The organism is Burkholderia sp. MSMB1498, from assembly GCF_001526245.1.
Classification (GTDB): Bacteria; Pseudomonadota; Gammaproteobacteria; order Burkholderiales; family Burkholderiaceae; genus Burkholderia; species Burkholderia savannae.
On record NZ_LOYJ01000099.1, the window covers coordinates 178,390 to 194,517 of the forward strand.

Below are 16,128 nucleotides of genomic sequence, written 5' to 3' on the forward strand. Positions count from 1 at the left end.
GGGCGTCAGTCGGCGATCCGGTAGATGCGTTCCTCGCCCTGTTTGTCGGATGTGACGTTGAGTCCGAGTTTCTTCTTCAGAGCGCCGGCCAGCGTGCCTCGCACCGTGTGGCTTTGCCAGCTGGTCGCCTCGCAGATCTGCGCGATCGTGGCGCCTTCCGGTCGGCGCAGCATTGTGATCACCAGTGCCTGCTTGCTGTTCTCGCGCGCGCGGCGTGGTGCCTTGATCCCGAGGTTTGCTTCGGCGGTTTCGACTGCAACCTCCATCTCAGGATCGACGGATGCGACCAGTTCAGGGCGCGGTACACCCAGCGCATCGTAACCCTCGGCAGCCACAAACCAATCGGTGCCGTCGGTGGTGATCAGGGCGCGGTTCGACAGGCCATCGATCACCTTCTTGCGAGCGCCGCCCTTTATGTTGTCGGGAAACCAGTCGATCTTGCCGCTGGTGTGGTTGATCGCGTACGTGAGGATCGCGTGTTGGGCGGGCGTCAGTTCGATGGTGCTCATGGTCGTACTCCTCTCGTGGTGGATGACGACTCCATGAACACGCTGTTCAATCGCAAAGCCAAGCTGAATTGCTAATGCCGCGTCGAGCGCCGACACCCTGTCGGTTTCCTGGATGCGCGGCGGTGCTAGCTTCACCCGGCTATTGCGCGGCGCACCGTGGATGGGAGCATCGCGATTACGGTCGCGCACGGCGGACGTTTGACGCGGAGCTTGGCTTCTACAAGTCGATGGCCTGGCAGCAATGTCGTGCTGCGTATCTGCGGGCACATCCGCTGTGCGCGCATTGCGCGAGACGCGGTCAGACCGTTACCGCCAGGGTCGTTGACCACGTCGTGCCGATCAAGGATGGCGGTGCGCGCTTCGACTGGATCAACCTGCAGTCGCTGTGCACGCCGTGCCACAACCGCAAGACCGCCACGGAAACAGCGCAGCGCGCTCTCCGTCGGCTGGCTCGCTGACAAACGCGATGTGTGCGCCTCGCTGCGCGCCTGAACGAAACTGCCGCGTCAGCGCAAACGGGGCGCGACATGTGGCCACGTGGGCGCCCGCAGCGGCATCGATGGACCCCCAGGGGGGATCGAATCTCTACGGCCGTCGGCGCCGGGATCGTGCGCGTGCCTGAATTTTTGCGCGTGCAAAATGAAACAGGGGGGGATTACAGTCCTCTAGCTAAGACTCAAACATGAGTTCGGCTCGGTCTTGCTATCCTGTGCGGGTCAAATCACTGCCCGATTGCTCCATGTTTGACCAATTCGCGCTACAGCTGGCTCTATCTATAACCGGCAAGAAGCCTGGGCCGCTATTCACGGAAATGACCGGAATGTCGATACGGGCGGGGGAACGGTTGTCAAAGTTCCCCGAAGGAGACACGCGGATTCGTCGCTCTGTCGTAGCGCAGTTTGCACGTGTGAACGAGTGCTCGATGGATGAGGCTATTCAACATTTCGCTGATCTGCCAAGCGTCCGCGAACAGAGGCCATCCCCCTTAGCTGACTACGTTGCAATCAGCCCGAGATTTGATCAGAGCCGCAAGAACTACGCCCGCTCATTGAGACTAGCCCAAGAATTGGACGAGTATTCCAGGCACTACATGCAGCTGCGCTCGACCGAGGATGGATTCACAAAATTTCGTGAATATCTACTCGCCACCGGCCATGGAAAGCCTGAGTTCTTTGCGGACCTGAATGAACGCGACTTCGATGCGCCCCGGCTTTGGTCTGAATTTCATGCGGCGCAAAGCTGGGAGGATGCACGTGCGTCGCTGCATGCGTTCATCTGGAATGCGCTGCTCGACTGGCTGGCCTGTTGGGACCTTGAGTTTTGCATGGATTGGATTCCCAATCGAATTCCGAACCCGCTTTTCACCCTTGTCACGCCGTCAGTATCTGAGGAGATCCTGGAGCAGGAGACGGTGACGCTCGATAAAAAACGCAACTGGTATCGACTGCCGATTGACCGTCTTATCGACGTCACCTCAGTGTTGGTGAGTGGCGTGCGGAATCGCTCGATCCCGAAAAAGAAACCGTTACTCAAAACCTTCGCCGCGTGGGCGCGGGTCGAGCCGCAATGGCTCGCGAACGTACGAACCGGCGAGCGCAAACTTACGCTTCGGCGTTTCTGTAGCTTGTGGGAAACAGCCATCGTGCGCGGCACGGATCCGAACATCGGTCCACCTATTCCCTTGTTCGTCGCGGCGCACGCCTTCACGGTGCTGCTTGTACGCCAACACCGACCAGGCCACATTGCGCAAATCGTAACCGTGAATGAGGATCGATATCGGACGATGTGGAAAAGCCATCGGGATGCCGTGATTGAGGCGGGCGCCAAACCTGGTACCCGCCCGTGGCCGAAGATTCTAGGATGACTATTTACTGCTCCTCGTCTTGCAGTCGGTCTTGCCAGTCATCGGGCCGCTCGTCTTCCCCGCGAGATTGCCAATACGCATCGTTTTCGGGGTTGAGTTGATTGGCGTGATTGTCGAGATCGTGCTTTTCCATGTTGACTCCACTGAAGGTTAATGTGGCCACCCGCCGTGGGTGAAACCAAAACCATTGTCCGGTTGACCACGAAGAAATTAATCCCGTTTTTTTGACGAAATGAGCGTGGTCGTTGAACACCACCGCTCGCGTGGCAATCCCCGTTGCTGCCAAACGTCATCTAACCGACAGCTATGGCTGGCCGAAAACCCCTCCCCACCACCGTCAAGAAGATCAAGGGCACGCTGCAGAAATGCCGGACCAATTCGCGCGAGCCACAGCCGCCAGGCGATCTGGTCGACCCGCCCGAGTACATGAGCGAAGGGGCAAAGGACGCCTGGCGCTACGCGATCGAAAACGCGCCGGCGCATCTGCTCAAACGGCTCGATATGTCCGTCCTCGAGGTCTGGGCGTGTGCCGCCGATCTGTATCGCAAAGCGCAGGCAGGCCTCGCCAAGACCGGTTTGCTGATCAAGGCACCGAACACTGGCGTACCAATGCAGTCGCCGTACCTCGCGATTGTCAACAAGCAGGCGCAGATCATGACCAAGGCGGCCACCGAGATGGGATTCACACCGGCGTCGCGCTCGCGCGTCACGCTACCGGTCGAAGCGGCAGACGAGCTCGATCCATGGTCGGAGATTGCCGGCTGATGGCCGCCAGCCGGTACGGTGCCACGGCGAAACGTTACGCCGAGGCAGTGGTCGCAGGCGAAATTACCGCCTGCCGCTGGGTCAAGCTCGCCTGCCAGCGACAACTGAATGATCTCGCTCGCTTCAAGGGCAAGAGCAGTCCGTATCGGTTCAATCCGAAGCTCGCGGACAAGTCCGGCAAGCCGTTTGCGCCCGCGGACAACCTGTGCGCGTTCATCGAGCGGCTGCCCCACGTCAAGGGGCCGCTGGCCGGTGAGTCAATCACGCTCGAGCCGTGGCAGGTGTTCATCCTGACCACCGTGTTCGGCTGGGTGCAGGCTGATGGCCGGCGCCGTTTCCGGCGCTCATACATTGAAGTGCCGCGCGGCAACGCCAAATCGACGCTGTCGTCCGCAGTGGGCCTGTACATGCTCGCGGCCGACGGTGAAGGCGGCGCAGAGGTGTATTCGCTGGCGACGACACGCGACCAGGCGCGCATCGTGTTTGGCGACGCACAGACGATGGCCCGGCGCAGCGCCGGATTCCGCTCGCGCTTTGGTGTCGCCGTCGGAGCGCACAACATGAATGTGCTGGCGTCCGGCTCCAAGTTCGAAGCGCTTTCCGCCGAGGGCTCCACGCTCGACGGCCTGAACATCCACTTCGGCTGCATCGATGAACTGCACGCCCACAAGACGCGCACCGTCTACGACGTGGTCGAAACGGGAACCGGCAAACGGAACAACTCGCTGCTGTGGGTGATCACGACGGCGGGCAGCAACCGGGCCGGGATCTGCTACGAGATCCGCACCTTCGTCACGAAGCTGCTTGAGGGCGTGTTCGAGGACGACAGCCAGTTCGGCATCGTGTACGGCCTCGACGACGGTGACGACTGGACGACTGAGGAAGCGCTGATCAAGGCGAATCCGAACTGGGGCATCTCGGTCCAGCCCGAGGTACTGGTGCCCCTGCAGGCCAAGGCCATGCAGTTACCGAGCGCGGTCAACAACTTCAAGACCAAGCACCTCAACGAGTGGGTTAACGCCGACACCGCGTGGATGGATATGCGGGCGTGGGACCGGTGCGCCGATGCTGCGCTCGATCTCGATACGTTTGCGGGACAGTCCTGCTGGATCGGACTCGACCTCGCGAGCAAAACGGATATCGCCGCGCTGATGCTGCTGTTCGCGCATCCCGAGATCGAAGGCGGATATGCCATCTTCGGTCGTTACTACCTGCCCGAGGACACCGTGATGGCGACCAGCAACAGCCAGTACGCGGGCTGGATGCGCAATGGCCGGCTCACCGTCACGCCTGGCAACGTGATCGATTTCGGGTGGATCGAGGCCGACCTGATCGAAATGTCGAGCCGCTTTCAGGTACAGGGCGTGGCGTTCGATCCCTTCCAGGCGACGCAATTGTCGACCCGAATGCTCGCCGAAGGCCTCCCGATGATCGAGTTGCGCCCGACCGTGCTGAATTTCTCGGAACCGATGAAGGCCCTCGAAGCGCTCGTGCTGCAGCGCCGGCTGATCCACGACGGCGATCCGGTATTGGGCTGGATGGTGAGCAACGTAGTCGCTCACCTCGACGCGAAGGACAATATCTACCCGCGCAAGGAGCGCCCGGAGAACAAGATCGACGGCATTGTCGCGCTGATCATGGCGCTGTCGCGCGCGCTCGTCGGTGACGGCACCCCGAAGATGCCCGACGACTACACCTTGATGATCGTATGAGCCCGCTGACCTACAACGCTTCCCTGCTGACCGGCATTGCCCTGATCGGCACGGGCGTCGCGCTTATCAGCATTCCGGCGGCACTGGTAGCGGTTGGCTCGCTTGTGCTCGCTTTCACAGTGTTCGGCGCGCTCGTCGCGAGGAAGTGATCCGTGCTGCTATCGATGCGCCTGAACGCGGACACCGGTGACCGGTCTCCGTGGGGCGATTTCTGGTTCTCGCCGGTGCCGTTTCGGGGCACGCCGCACTCGGTCAACGCCGATGCGGCAATGCGGCTCACGGCCGTATTCGCCTGCGTGCGCGTGCTCGCCGAATCCGTCTCAACACTGCCGTTCATGCTGTACCGCGAGCGGCATGATGGACGGAAGACGCCGTTGCGCAACCACTGGCTTTACCGGCTGCTCGCCATAAGGCCCAATGATTTCCAGAATCCGCTGGAATTCCGGGAGATGCTGCAGGGACACTGCACACTGCGCGGCAATGCGTTCGCGCAGATCGTCTCGAATAGCCGGGGCGAAGTGACGGACCTGCTGCCGCTGCATCCGGATCGTGTGACGATCGAACTGCTGTCCGATACACAGTGGCGCTACCGGTATACGCGCCGTGACGGCAGCGAGATCGTGCTCGCACGAAGCGAAGTGTTCCACCTGCGCGGCCTGTCGCCGGACGGCATCGTCGGCTATAACCCGATTACGGCCGCACGCGAGGCAGTTGCTGGTGGACTCGCCGCGCAGGACTACGGTATGCGTTTTTTCATGAACGACGCGACGCCGGGTGGCTGGATCGAGATGCCGAATGCGTTCCCGTCCGACGAGAAGCGCCGTGAATTCCGCGAGGCATGGCAGCGGCAGCAGACCGGCCGCAACCGGCACAAGACGGCCATCCTCGAGTTCGGGATGAAGTATCACGAGTTGGGCTTGAAGAACGAGGACATCCAGTTCATCGAGACGCGCAAGTTCTCCGTCTCCGAAATCGCGCGCCTGTTCCGGATTCCACCGCACATGATCGGCGACCTGGACAAGGCGACCTTCTCGAACATCGAGCAGCAATCGCTCGAGTTCGTGATCCACACCCTGCGCCCATGGCTCGTGCGCTGGGAAGAAGCGATCCGATACTACTTCCTCGGCGAGGACGACGGCCTGAACGTGGAATTTCCGGTCACGGCGCTGCTGCGCGGCGATGCACAGGCGCGCGCAATGTACTACCACAACGGGATTCTTGATGGCTGGCTCACGCGCAACGAGGCGCGCCGCATGGAATCGCTCGATCCGCTCGACGGGCTCGACGAACCACTACGGCCACTCAATATGGTCGAGGAAAGCGATGCGTCGAACGCCCCGGCAACGACGCAACCCGAACCCGACGAATCCGATGACACGTCCGACGATGCCAGGAATAACGAATGAAACACGCGCTCCTGATCTCTGAATTCCTGTCGACGCCGTGGGCGCTGATGCCTGAGCGGCTCGCAGCCTTCACTGGCGTCGTTGCGCGCTGGTCAACAGGCCGGACGGTCGATGCTGACACGATGGCGCGCGTGCGTGCTGATGCCGACATTGTTGCCGCCCGTCGCGGCGCCGCGACCAAAGCGACCGGCGGCGCAATCGCGGTATTGCCAATGTACGGCGTCGTCACCCAGCGCGGCAATATGGCGGACGACATCTCTGGGCCCGGCTCGATGAGCACGCAACTGTTTGCACAGTCGCTGCGCTCCGCCCTCGCCGACGATTCCGTCGACGCGATCCTGATTGATGTGGATTCGCCCGGTGGCAGCGTGTACGGTGTCCAAGAACTGGCCGACGAGATCTATCAGGCGCGTGGTCAGAAATCTGTCGTCGCCGTCGCGAACAGCCTGGCGGCCAGCGCGGCGTACTGGCTCGGCAGCGCCGCGAGCGAGTTTTATGTGACGCCCGGCGGCGAAGTCGGCTCGATCGGCGTGTGGTCGGCGCACGAGGACTGGTCGAAGGCGCTGGCCGATGCCGGTGTCACGACCACACTAATTTCGGCCGGTACGTACAAGACTGAAGGCAACCCATACGGCCCGCTTTCCGCCGACGCGCAGGCCTTCATGCAAAGCCGTGTCGACGATTACTACGGTGCCTTCACAAAGGCGGTCGCGCGTAATCGGGGCGTACCAGTTGCAACCGTGCGCGATGGCATGGGTCAGGGACGCGTGCTCGGCGCACAGGCCGCAAAAGACGCTGGCATGGTCGATGACATCGCCACCTTCGACGACGTGATCCGGCGCATGTCAAAAAACCTGCGCCAATCCGCGAAGGCAAAGGCAGCGGATTTTCTGGCTGCTCCACAGGCCCAGCCCGCAGTCACCGAAGGCATGGGACGTATCGCGTGCCGGCGACGTCTCCTCGACCTGATCGGCACGTAACCTCCTCCCATCTCATCTCTCGACCTCGCTCCGGCGAGGTTTTTTCATTTTTGGAGCCTGACATGAGCAAAACCCTCCGCACCCTGCAGCAGCGCAAGGCGACGCTGGTTGCTGACGCGCGCAAGCTGGTCGATGCTGCCCACGCCGAAGACCGTGACCTGAACGAAACCGAGACAACGCAGTACGACTCGCTGATGGCATCGATCCAGGCCACGCAGCGCCAGATCGAACGTGAGGAATCGCTAATCGAGGCCGAACGCACGGCCCGGGTGACGAAGATCGACGGCGCACGCATCAGCGTGTCGGAGAACGTCGAACAGGATCCGAAGCGCGGCTTCCAGACGCTCGGCGAATTCGCCCGCTCGGTGCACACGGCCACCGTCAACCCGATGCGCGCCGATGACCGGTTGCGCTACGGTGCAGTCGCGCCCGGCACCTACGGCGGCGAAGGATCAGGCCCGGATGGCGGCTTCCTGATTCCGCCGGAGTTCTCGCGCGACATCTTCACGCTCTCGCTCGGCGAGGATGCGCTGCTGCCCTACACCGACGACTATGACATCGAGGGCAACTCGATGGTATTTCCGAAGGACGAGACGACGCCGTGGGGCACCGATGGGATCCGCGCGTACTGGCAGGCCGAGGCCAATACCGGCACGGCGACCAAGCCCAAGCTGTCGGCCACGACGCAGTACCTGCACAAGATGATGGCGCTCGTGCCGCTCACGGATGAACTGATCGCCGATGGGCCGGCGCTTGGTCAGTATCTGAACCGCAAGATTGGCGACTCGATCCGCTGGAAGACCAACGATTCGCTGCTCTTCGGCGCAGGCAACGGGATGCCGATTGGCGCACTGCAGGGCAATGCGGCGATCGTGGTTTCGAAGGATTCGGGGCAGGCCACGCAGACGCTGACCATCTCGAACCTCTCGAAGATGATCTCGCGTTTGCCACCGGGATCTTTCGGTCGCGCTATCTGGCTCGTGAACAACGATGTGCTACCTGCGCTCTTCACCCTCACGCTCGGTAACTATCCGATCTACCTGCCGATCTCGGCCGGTGCGCAGGAATCGCCCTACGGGATGCTGCTCGGCCGTCCGGTTTTCGTCTCGCAGCACGCGAAGAGCTTCTCGTCGCAGGGCGACGTGATCCTGCTCGACATGTCGTACTACCGCACCATCAAGAAGGCTTCGGGCATCGAGACGGCGACGTCCATGCACCTGTATTTCGACGCCGACGCGATGGCGTTCCGGACAGTGTTCCGTCTGGACGGGCAGCCAGCCATCACCAACCCGATCAAACCTGCCAACGGCACGAACAACCTGTCGCCGTTCATCCAGCTCGCGGCGCGTTGATCCCGCGCTGATTCCGAACCTAACCGGAGGATTCCGCCCATGTTCCCGAGTCTCAAACCCACCGATTTCGAGGCACTGCTGACCTCGATCGATCCCGCCAACCAGCCTGCCGGCACGGTAACCACTGCGTGGGTGCCGGTGCAGAATTTCCATACGTTCCTCGCCCTCATCGGCACCGGCGTGATGGGCACAAACGCTACGCTCGACGCAAAGATCCGTCAGGCCCAGGATGCAACTGGCACCGGTGCCAAGGATCTGCCCAACAAGGCGATCACGACGATCCAGGCGGCCAGTGGCGCCAACGTGCAGGCGCTTGTCAACTTCAGCAGCGGCGACGTCGACACGAACAACGGCTACGCGTTCGTGCAGCTCTCGCTCACGGTCGGCACAGCAGCCTCGTTTGTTGCCGCGTATCTGTTTGGCGTCGGAGGCCGCTTCGATCCGCCGGTGGATGTGTCAGCAGCGATTCCGGTCAATCTTGGCGACGCGAGCGTCGTCCAGATCGTCTGAGTCCTTCGTTACCGGACTGACCCATGCCGGAAATCCTGCTGCAGCGGCCTGTCGGCGAGCCCGTGGATCTCAACGAGGCGAAACTGCACCTACGCGTGACCGACGACGCGCAGGACACGCTGATCACCTCGCTCGTAACCACCGCCCGGATTGCAGCCGAGACGATCACGCGCCAGCAGCTGCTCCACGCGCGCTATCAGCTCGTGCTGGACCAGTTCCCGATGGCGGGCGTCGGTACGCCGCTGCCGTTCGAGCATGTGATCAACTATCCGGCCTGTGCGATCGTGCTCCCTCACGCGCCGCTCATCGATGTTGTGTCTATCGGCTATCTCGACATGAACGGCACGGCGCAGACAATGGATCCGGCCGACTACGTGGTCAACGCGGCGCTGATGCCCGCGATCATCACGCCCGGATTCGGAAAGATCTGGCCGATTCCGCTGCCACAGATCGGCGCGGTCACCGTGACGTATGACGCCGGCTACATGTCGGTTTGCACAGTCCCGGGCAGTCTCCCCTCGACGCAGATTCAGGTGCGCGGCCCGGTCACTTGGGCCGTCGGCAATACCGTCCAGTTTTTCAATTCGGGTGGGGCGCTTCCGACGCCATTGCAGCTTGACGTTCCGTACACGGTGACGGCTGCGAACGCGGGCCTCTATGCCCTGCAGGATCCCGGCGGCAACCCGGTCACCCTGTCGGACGCAGGCAGTGGCACGAGCTATGTCTATAGCGGTCCGGAGCCGGTGCCCGAGGGCATCCGCAACTGGATCCTGCTGCGCACTGGCTCGCTGTACGAGAACCGCGAGGAAGTGGCCATCCTCAACCGGGGCAAGGTTGAGGAACTGCCGTTTGTGGCAGGCCTGCTCGATCCCTACCGCATGTCGCTGCCATGATGAGGTTACCGTGACCACACAGATGCGCGCGGGGCAGCTGAACCGTCTGGTTGCCTTGCAGCAGCGCAGCACGGCGCGGGACAGTTTCGGCCAGCAGGTCGAGACGTGGACGACCATCAAGTCGGTCTACGCGTACATCGAGGCGTTGAGCGGCAACGAACGTGCCGCCGCCCAGTCGATCTCAACAGATGTCTCCCACCGTTTCACGGTCCGGTACGACGCGATCTTTGCCGATCCGCGTGTTGTGGCGACGTATCGCATCGTCTACGCCAGCCGAATCTTCGACATCAATGCTGCGCTGAACATCGATGAATCTAACCGAACCGTCGAACTGCTCGCGAGCGAGGGACTGACGAATGGCTGAACTCCGGTGCATCAAGGGGCTGGACGAATTTGCCAAGGCGCTCGAGCAGCTGCCCCGCAATATCGGTCGCAACGTGCTACGCGGCGCGGTCAATGCAGGCGCCACCGTGCTGCGCCAGCAGGCGGTTGTATTTGCGCCGGTCTACGACGGCGACGATCCACGCCAGGATCCCGGACGCATCCGGCGCGCGATCTACCAGAAGCAGATTCCCGAGCGCTCGAACGAACTGTTGCAGGTGTTCTACGTGGGCGTGCGGCGCGGCCGGAAGAACCAGGTCAAGGTCGTGCGCGGTCGGGTCACAAATCTCGACGCCTACTACTGGACGTGGCTGGAATTCGGCCACGCCTATGTCCCACAGCGTCCGAAGGGTATGTCGCTGAAGGCACATCGCGCGGCGGTCAAGGCGATGCCCACCGCGATCTGGGTTGAACCACGCTCGTTTATGCGGCCGGCCTTTTCGATCGCAAAGGATCAGGCGATCCAGGCCATGATCGATTACCTCGCGGCCCGTATTCCGAAGGAAGCGGCCAACCTCGGCCTCGCCATGAAATGACCACGATCCAGGAGCAGGTCGCCACGCTCCTGCAGCCGCTGGCCGCCGGTGGAGCCTCACCCCAGGTGCAACTGCAGGACAACACGTACCCGTACATCGTCTACCGGCGCCTCGCGAGTCCGGTCTGCAACACGCTTTCCGGCAACGGCTCGCCCCCGATCAACAACACGCTCTTCGAGATTTCGTCCTGGGGCTATACGTATGCCGATGCCGTGGCGACAGCTTCGGCCGTGGCCGCTGCGTTCCAGTCGTGGAGCATCCAGAACGTCCTGCAGCATGAGCAGGACCTGTACGAATCCGACGTCAAGGCTTTCCGTGTCGTGCAGACGTTTTCCGTCTGGCACGACTGACCTGCTTCTGCTTTCCGTGTTTTCTTTCCCTCTGGAGTCACATCCATGACCTCAACTGCCATTTCGTCGCAGGGCTCGTCGTTCGCCGTGTCGGGCGGCGCGGGCGCGGCCGTCAGTATCACCGGAATCATTCTCGGCTACCCCACCATCATCGAGGCGACCGCGCACGGGTTCACGAACGGCGACGTGGTGTCGTTTGCCGGCGTCGGCGGCGAGACGGGCCTCAACGGCCAGCCATTCGTCGTGACCAACGTGACGCCAAATACGTTCGCCGTCAACTACAACTCGACGGGCGGTGCATCGTGGACCTCAGGGGGCACGGCCACACCCGTTACCTGGACGCCGATCGGCAACTTCAAGACCATCAAGGGCTTCGACGGCAAGACCTCGAAGCTCGACGCGACGAACCTGGCGTCGCTCGCAAAGGAATACCGCGCGGGTCTGCAGGATCCGGGCAATTTCAGCTTCGACGTCGATATCGATCTCACTGATGCTGGCCAGCTCGCCTTGCAAACGTTGAAGGCGAGCAGCGCGCTCGCGAATTACCGGCTCACGCTGCCGAACGGCCACACCGCCACCTTCACCGCGTTCGTCGAATCGTTCCCCTGGGATGGTGGTGTGGACAAGCTGCTGACCGCCACCGTCAACCTGATCATCACCGGCCCGATCACGATTGTGTGATCTCCGCTTCCTGTCACCTCACCACGGAACTTCCATGTCCACGATCCTGAATCGTGCCGCCATCCTTGCGGCCAATGACCTCGCAACCGTTACCGTCGACGTGCCCGAATGGGGCGGTGCCGTCATCATCCGTTCAATGACGGGCGCGCAACGCGACGCCTATGAAACCAGCCTGATGACGAAGGATGCCTCGGGTCGGTACACGATCGATACCGAGAACATGCGCGCGAAGCTCGTGATCTTTACGGCGGTCGATGAAACCGGCACGCCGCTCTTCACACCGGATGACCTGCCAGCGTTTGCGGGCAAGAACGCGGCCGTTATCGAGCGCCTGTTCGTCGCCGCGCAGCGCATCAACGGCCTGTCGAAGGACGCCGTGGCGGACGCGGAAAAAAACTCCGTGAGCGGCCAGCTCGACGCTTCTGCTTCCGGCTCGCCGCAGCCCTCGGCATGACGGTCCGGCAACTGCTGGCCAATCTCGACAGCAGTGAACTGACCGAATGGATGGCATTCGAGCGCGTCGAGGCGATTGGTGAGGCACGTGCCGACCTGCGCGCCGGCATCATCGCTGCCGCCGTCGGCAATCACGGCAACCGTACCTTGCCCAAACCCTACCGGGCGAGTGACTTCATGCCCTACCTGCCGCGCGTCGAAGACAAACCGATCTTCTTCGACGACCCCGAGCAGCAATCCGCCACGATCCTGAAACTGGTCTTTAACCGCACGTAATCGCCCCATGTCGCTCGGTTCCCTCGTTCTCGAACTGCAGGGCAACGTCGCACGCACGCAGGAAGATATGGGGCGCCTGCAGCAGATCGTCGAGTCTGCGATGCGCCGCATGGATGCGGCCGCCTCCCGTACATCCGACAACATCCAGGGCGTCGCCACGGCCGGGCGTGCGATCCAGCGCGTACGGGGTGCCGAGGAAGCCGCAGCCAGCATCGAACGGGTCGGCCACGCATCGGTCGGTGCGCGGCGCGAGATGCTGGTGCTCGCCCATGAACTGGCCACCGGCAACTTCAAGCGCGCGGCAGGATCGCTCTTGGTGCTGGGCGAGCGTATCGACATCATGTCGAAGCTCGCATCCCCGGCAGGCATCGCGATCGCAGGGCTTACCACAGCCGTTGCCGGCTTTGCCGCAATGGTAATCAAGGGCGCGATGGAGTCCGCCCAGCTCGCACGCTCGATCATGCTGACCAGCAACTACGCCGGCCAGACCGAAGCGAGCTATAACCGACTGTCACGCAGTGTCGCCGATGCCACGGGTGCCACGATCGGCAATGCGCGCGAGATCACGCAGGCACTGATCTCGTCCGGGCGCATCAGTTCAGGGGCGCTCGAATCCGTCGCGCTTGCCGCCACCCGACTGCAGGTCGCCACCGGCCAGAATGCGCAGGAAATCGTGCGCCAGTTCGCCGGCATGTCGGACGGCATGCTGAAATGGGCACTCGATGCGAACAGGCAGTATCACTTCGTCGACGGCGCGCTGTACGACCACATCAAGGCGCTCGAGGAGGCCGGACAGCAGGAAAAGGCGATGGAGGTTGCCTCAACGGCGCTCTACCAGCACCTTGGCAACGCAGCGACGGAGAACCTCGGCTACATCGAGCGCGCCTGGCGCGGAGTGAAGTCCGCAATCAGCGATGCTGCCGACGCGCTGATGTCGGTCGGCCGCGCCGAGACGGCGGCAGAAACAGCCGCCCGCATCAACCGCACGCTTGCCGCTAGGCGCTCGGGGCAGACCGACACATCCTATGCACTTGGCGTTGGCGAGGGACTCGGTGGACTTGAAGCGGGCGGGAGTTACGACGACCTGACTCGCCAGCAGTCGGCAGCCACATCACTCGCGCGTCGCCAGCAGGATGCGGCGTCACTGGCGGCCTATAAGGCGCACACCGATGAGATGGTCGTCGCGGCGAAGACGCGCTGGGACGAGCTCGCGAAGGCGCACAAGGTCGGCGCGGAGCGCCTGAAGGAAGAACTCGACGAAGCCGCTCGTGTCGGCCAGCAGGCGGGCGCCTCACCCACCGACATCGCCGCGATGCAGGAGCGTATCCGCAAGGAATACAGCCATGGGAGTGGCGCGGGACTCGATCGCGCGAATCTTGACGCGCAGACCCAGCCGATCCAGAAACAGATCACCTCGCAGTCCCGGTTGCTGCAGGATCGGCAGAAACAGCTGGAACTCGCGTATCGCGATGACCACATCAGCGAGCAGGCGTACTACGACCAGTCGAAGGCCGCGATCGAGCAGTACAACTCTCAGATCCGCACACTATACGATCAGCAGATCACGATCGTCGAAGGCGCGGCAAAGCGCACGGCCGATGCCCGGGCCCGCGTCACGCTGACGAACCGGGCGAACGCGCTGCGCAACGACGAACAGCAGGCGCTACTGCAGTCGTCGGAGCAATTGTCAGAACTGACCGAGAAGCAGACCGAGGATACGCGTAAATACCGGGACGAGGTCGAGAAGCTGAACTCGGAACTCGGCAAGCTCGACCGTGATCCGGGGCGCACGGCGGGCGCGGATTTTGATCGCGAGCACGGTCATCTGCAGCGGCAGGCCACATTGAGCGGCGACACCGATACGCTTACCACGCTAGCACAGGCACGCAATGCTGCCGTCGCACAGGCGCAGATGAATTCGCTGAAGCAGGAAGCTGAGCAGATCACCCAACGGCTTACCCTCGCGGAGAAGGAACTGGCCGTCGCACAGGAGACAGGCGAGAAAGGTGCCGTTACTGGCATGGTCGAACTCGGCCACCTTCGCCAGCAGGCCGCGCAGCAGCTTGCGCAGATCCAGCAGCAGATGCAGGGCATCGCATCGAACTCGGGACTGCCGCAACTCGATCTTCAGGCGCAGCAGTTCGGGCTTCAGGTGCGGCAACTGTCCGCATCCAGCAATGTGCTTGGCAAGTCGATCACGGACGTCTTCGCAAACTCGTTCGCGAATATGCTCGATAACACGATTACTCGCACGAAGACGCTGCGGCAGGAATTCCTCGATATGGCCAATAGCATTGAGCAGGCCATCACGCGGATCATCGCGCAGGACCTGACAAATCAGTTGTTCGGCATTGGCTCGGGCGCCAGTTCCGGCAGCAGTTCGGGCGGGTGGCTGGGGCAGCTGTTCAGCTGGGGTATGGGCCTGCTTGGGCTGACGGGCGGCAGTGCGATGTCGTTCTCGACGGATGTCATGCAGTCCGGCCTGACGGGATTGACGCCCGATTTCAGTGTCGCGGCGGACGATATCGGCAGCATGCTGACCTATCCGTTTCATATGGCATCCGGCGGCGATACGTCGCCCGGCGGCCTCTACGAGGTCAACGAGAAAGGACCGGAGCTGCTGACCGTCGCGAACCGCACATTCCTCATGATGGGCAACCAGGGCGGCACGGTTACCCCGGGTGGTTCGTCCGGTCCCGCGCGGGGTGGCCACACGTTCAACCTGAATATTGCGGTGCCGCCCGGCACGACCCGGCAGAGCGCGCAGCAGCAGGCCCAGGCCATCATGCGGCAGGCAAACATCGCGGTAGCAAGGAACGGTTGATTCCGCGATGACGACGTTTCTCGAATCGCCCCGCTTTCCGGACAACATCGCTTTCGGTGCCACCGTCGGCCCTACGTATCTGACCGTGGTCAATCAGGTCTACAGCGGGCGTGACACGCGCATTCCGGCCTGGACGCAGTCGCGTATTCAGTTCGAGGTCGGGCGCCGGGCGATGAACGCCGCCGATACCGCAACGCTCGATGCCTTCTTTCGCACGGTCAAGGGACGCGCATATGGTTTTCGTATAAAGGACTGGACCGATTACTCTGACGGCGGCGCCGGCGTACTGATTGCGACCGCAACGAGTGGCGTCTACCAAATGACGAAGCTGTATGCGAACGGCGCGCTCACTGAATCGCGGCTGATCCAGAAGCCAGTGGCGGGCAGCGTGCAGATTATCAAATCCGGCGTGCCCCTCACGACGGGCGTCACGCTCGACACGACCACGGGCCTTGTGACGATTATGCCGGCGCCGACGGGCTCCCCCACGCTCACGTGGACCGGGCAGTTCGATGTGCCTGCACGGTTCGATGTGGACCAGATGAAAAAGCAGATCATGGACCGGAATGGTCCGGTTGGCGATTTGCTGGTCGACTGGGGATCGATCCCCCTGATCGAGATCCGCCCGTAATTTGC

At 62.4% G+C, this 16,128-nt stretch carries 20 protein-coding genes; 18 read left to right on the plus strand and 2 right to left on the minus strand.

What is annotated here, in order from left to right:
* Positions 1 to 5: 5 nt before the first annotated feature.
* Positions 6 to 509, minus strand: coding sequence for a DUF3489 domain-containing protein (locus WS91_RS21435; RefSeq protein ID WP_059670971.1), 504 nt, complete (start codon positions 507 to 509; stop codon positions 6 to 8).
* 122 nt (positions 510 to 631) lie between these two features.
* Between WS91_RS21435 and WS91_RS33995 the strand changes: the two genes are divergently transcribed.
* Positions 632 to 967, plus strand: coding sequence for an HNH endonuclease (locus tag WS91_RS33995; RefSeq protein WP_197422261.1), 336 nt, complete (start codon positions 632 to 634; stop codon positions 965 to 967).
* Between the two features lie 281 nt (positions 968 to 1,248).
* Positions 1,249 to 2,373 carry a hypothetical protein gene (locus WS91_RS21440; protein ID WP_059670972.1) on the plus strand — a complete coding sequence of 375 codons (1,125 nt, stop codon included), beginning with the start codon at positions 1,249 to 1,251 and terminating at the stop codon, positions 2,371 to 2,373.
* Between the two features lie 4 nt (positions 2,374 to 2,377).
* Here the strand turns inward: WS91_RS21440 and WS91_RS37795 are convergent, their stop codons facing one another.
* Positions 2,378 to 2,506 (minus strand): hypothetical protein, encoded by a 129-nt coding sequence (locus tag WS91_RS37795; RefSeq protein WP_269435335.1) that lies wholly within the window; start codon positions 2,504 to 2,506, stop codon positions 2,378 to 2,380.
* A gap of 173 nt (positions 2,507 to 2,679) precedes the next feature.
* Between WS91_RS37795 and WS91_RS21445 the strand changes: the two genes are divergently transcribed.
* From WS91_RS21445 to WS91_RS21515, 16 genes are all read left to right on the plus strand, one after another.
* Positions 2,680 to 3,138, plus strand: coding sequence for a phage terminase small subunit P27 family (locus tag WS91_RS21445; RefSeq protein WP_082758265.1), 459 nt, complete (start codon positions 2,680 to 2,682; stop codon positions 3,136 to 3,138).
* Entirely contained in the window at positions 3,117 to 4,850 is a 1,734-nt protein-coding gene (locus WS91_RS21450) for a terminase large subunit (protein WP_231752059.1), read from the plus strand. The genes WS91_RS21445 and WS91_RS21450 overlap by 22 nt, the downstream gene beginning before the upstream one ends.
* Positions 4,847 to 4,999, plus strand: a complete 153-nt coding sequence (locus tag WS91_RS36130) for a hypothetical protein (RefSeq protein WP_156432426.1) — start codon at positions 4,847 to 4,849, stop codon at positions 4,997 to 4,999. The genes WS91_RS21450 and WS91_RS36130 overlap by 4 nt, the downstream gene beginning before the upstream one ends.
* Before the next feature lie 3 nt (positions 5,000 to 5,002).
* On the plus strand, positions 5,003 to 6,256 hold the full coding sequence (locus tag WS91_RS21455) for a phage portal protein (protein WP_082758266.1): 1,254 nt from the start codon (positions 5,003 to 5,005) through the stop codon (positions 6,254 to 6,256).
* Positions 6,253 to 7,236 carry a S49 family peptidase gene (locus tag WS91_RS21460; RefSeq protein ID WP_059670975.1) on the plus strand — a complete coding sequence of 328 codons (984 nt, stop codon included), beginning with the start codon at positions 6,253 to 6,255 and terminating at the stop codon, positions 7,234 to 7,236. Before WS91_RS21455 ends, WS91_RS21460 begins: the two co-directional genes overlap by 4 nt.
* Positions 7,237 to 7,298: 62 nt before the next feature.
* Positions 7,299 to 8,588, plus strand: coding sequence for a phage major capsid protein (locus WS91_RS21465; RefSeq protein WP_059670976.1), 1,290 nt, complete (start codon positions 7,299 to 7,301; stop codon positions 8,586 to 8,588).
* 39 nt (positions 8,589 to 8,627) lie between these two features.
* Positions 8,628 to 9,098, plus strand: a complete 471-nt coding sequence (locus WS91_RS21470) for a hypothetical protein (RefSeq protein WP_059670977.1) — start codon at positions 8,628 to 8,630, stop codon at positions 9,096 to 9,098.
* A gap of 23 nt (positions 9,099 to 9,121) precedes the next feature.
* Complete coding sequence (locus tag WS91_RS21475) at positions 9,122 to 9,991, plus strand: head-tail connector protein (protein ID WP_059670978.1); 870 nt, start codon at positions 9,122 to 9,124, stop codon at positions 9,989 to 9,991.
* Positions 9,992 to 10,001: 10 nt separating this feature from the next.
* Complete coding sequence (locus WS91_RS21480) at positions 10,002 to 10,355, plus strand: phage head closure protein (protein WP_059670979.1); 354 nt, start codon at positions 10,002 to 10,004, stop codon at positions 10,353 to 10,355.
* A complete protein-coding gene (locus WS91_RS21485) occupies positions 10,348 to 10,908 on the plus strand; it encodes an HK97-gp10 family putative phage morphogenesis protein (protein WP_059670980.1) in 561 nt (186 codons plus the stop codon). Before WS91_RS21480 ends, WS91_RS21485 begins: the two co-directional genes overlap by 8 nt.
* A complete protein-coding gene (gp17, locus tag WS91_RS21490) occupies positions 10,905 to 11,258 on the plus strand; it encodes a tail completion protein gp17 (protein ID WP_059670981.1) in 354 nt (117 codons plus the stop codon). Before WS91_RS21485 ends, gp17 begins: the two co-directional genes overlap by 4 nt.
* Before the next feature lie 45 nt (positions 11,259 to 11,303).
* The gene (locus tag WS91_RS21495; protein WP_059670982.1) at positions 11,304 to 11,939 is read left to right on the plus strand and encodes a phage tail tube protein; all 636 of its coding nucleotides are present in this window, start codon (positions 11,304 to 11,306) and stop codon (positions 11,937 to 11,939) included.
* 34 nt (positions 11,940 to 11,973) lie between these two features.
* Positions 11,974 to 12,393, plus strand: coding sequence for a hypothetical protein (locus tag WS91_RS21500; RefSeq protein ID WP_059670983.1), 420 nt, complete (start codon positions 11,974 to 11,976; stop codon positions 12,391 to 12,393).
* Positions 12,390 to 12,668 (plus strand): phage tail assembly protein T, encoded by a 279-nt coding sequence (locus WS91_RS37505; protein WP_059670984.1) that lies wholly within the window; start codon positions 12,390 to 12,392, stop codon positions 12,666 to 12,668. The genes WS91_RS21500 and WS91_RS37505 overlap by 4 nt, the downstream gene beginning before the upstream one ends.
* Before the next feature lie 7 nt (positions 12,669 to 12,675).
* Positions 12,676 to 15,492, plus strand: a complete 2,817-nt coding sequence (locus WS91_RS21510) for a phage tail length tape measure family protein (RefSeq protein WP_059670985.1) — start codon at positions 12,676 to 12,678, stop codon at positions 15,490 to 15,492.
* A gap of 7 nt (positions 15,493 to 15,499) precedes the next feature.
* Positions 15,500 to 16,123: a DUF2460 domain-containing protein gene (locus WS91_RS21515; protein WP_059670986.1), complete on the plus strand. Its 624-nt coding sequence runs from the start codon at positions 15,500 to 15,502 to the stop codon at positions 16,121 to 16,123.
* Positions 16,124 to 16,128 lie beyond the last annotated feature (5 nt).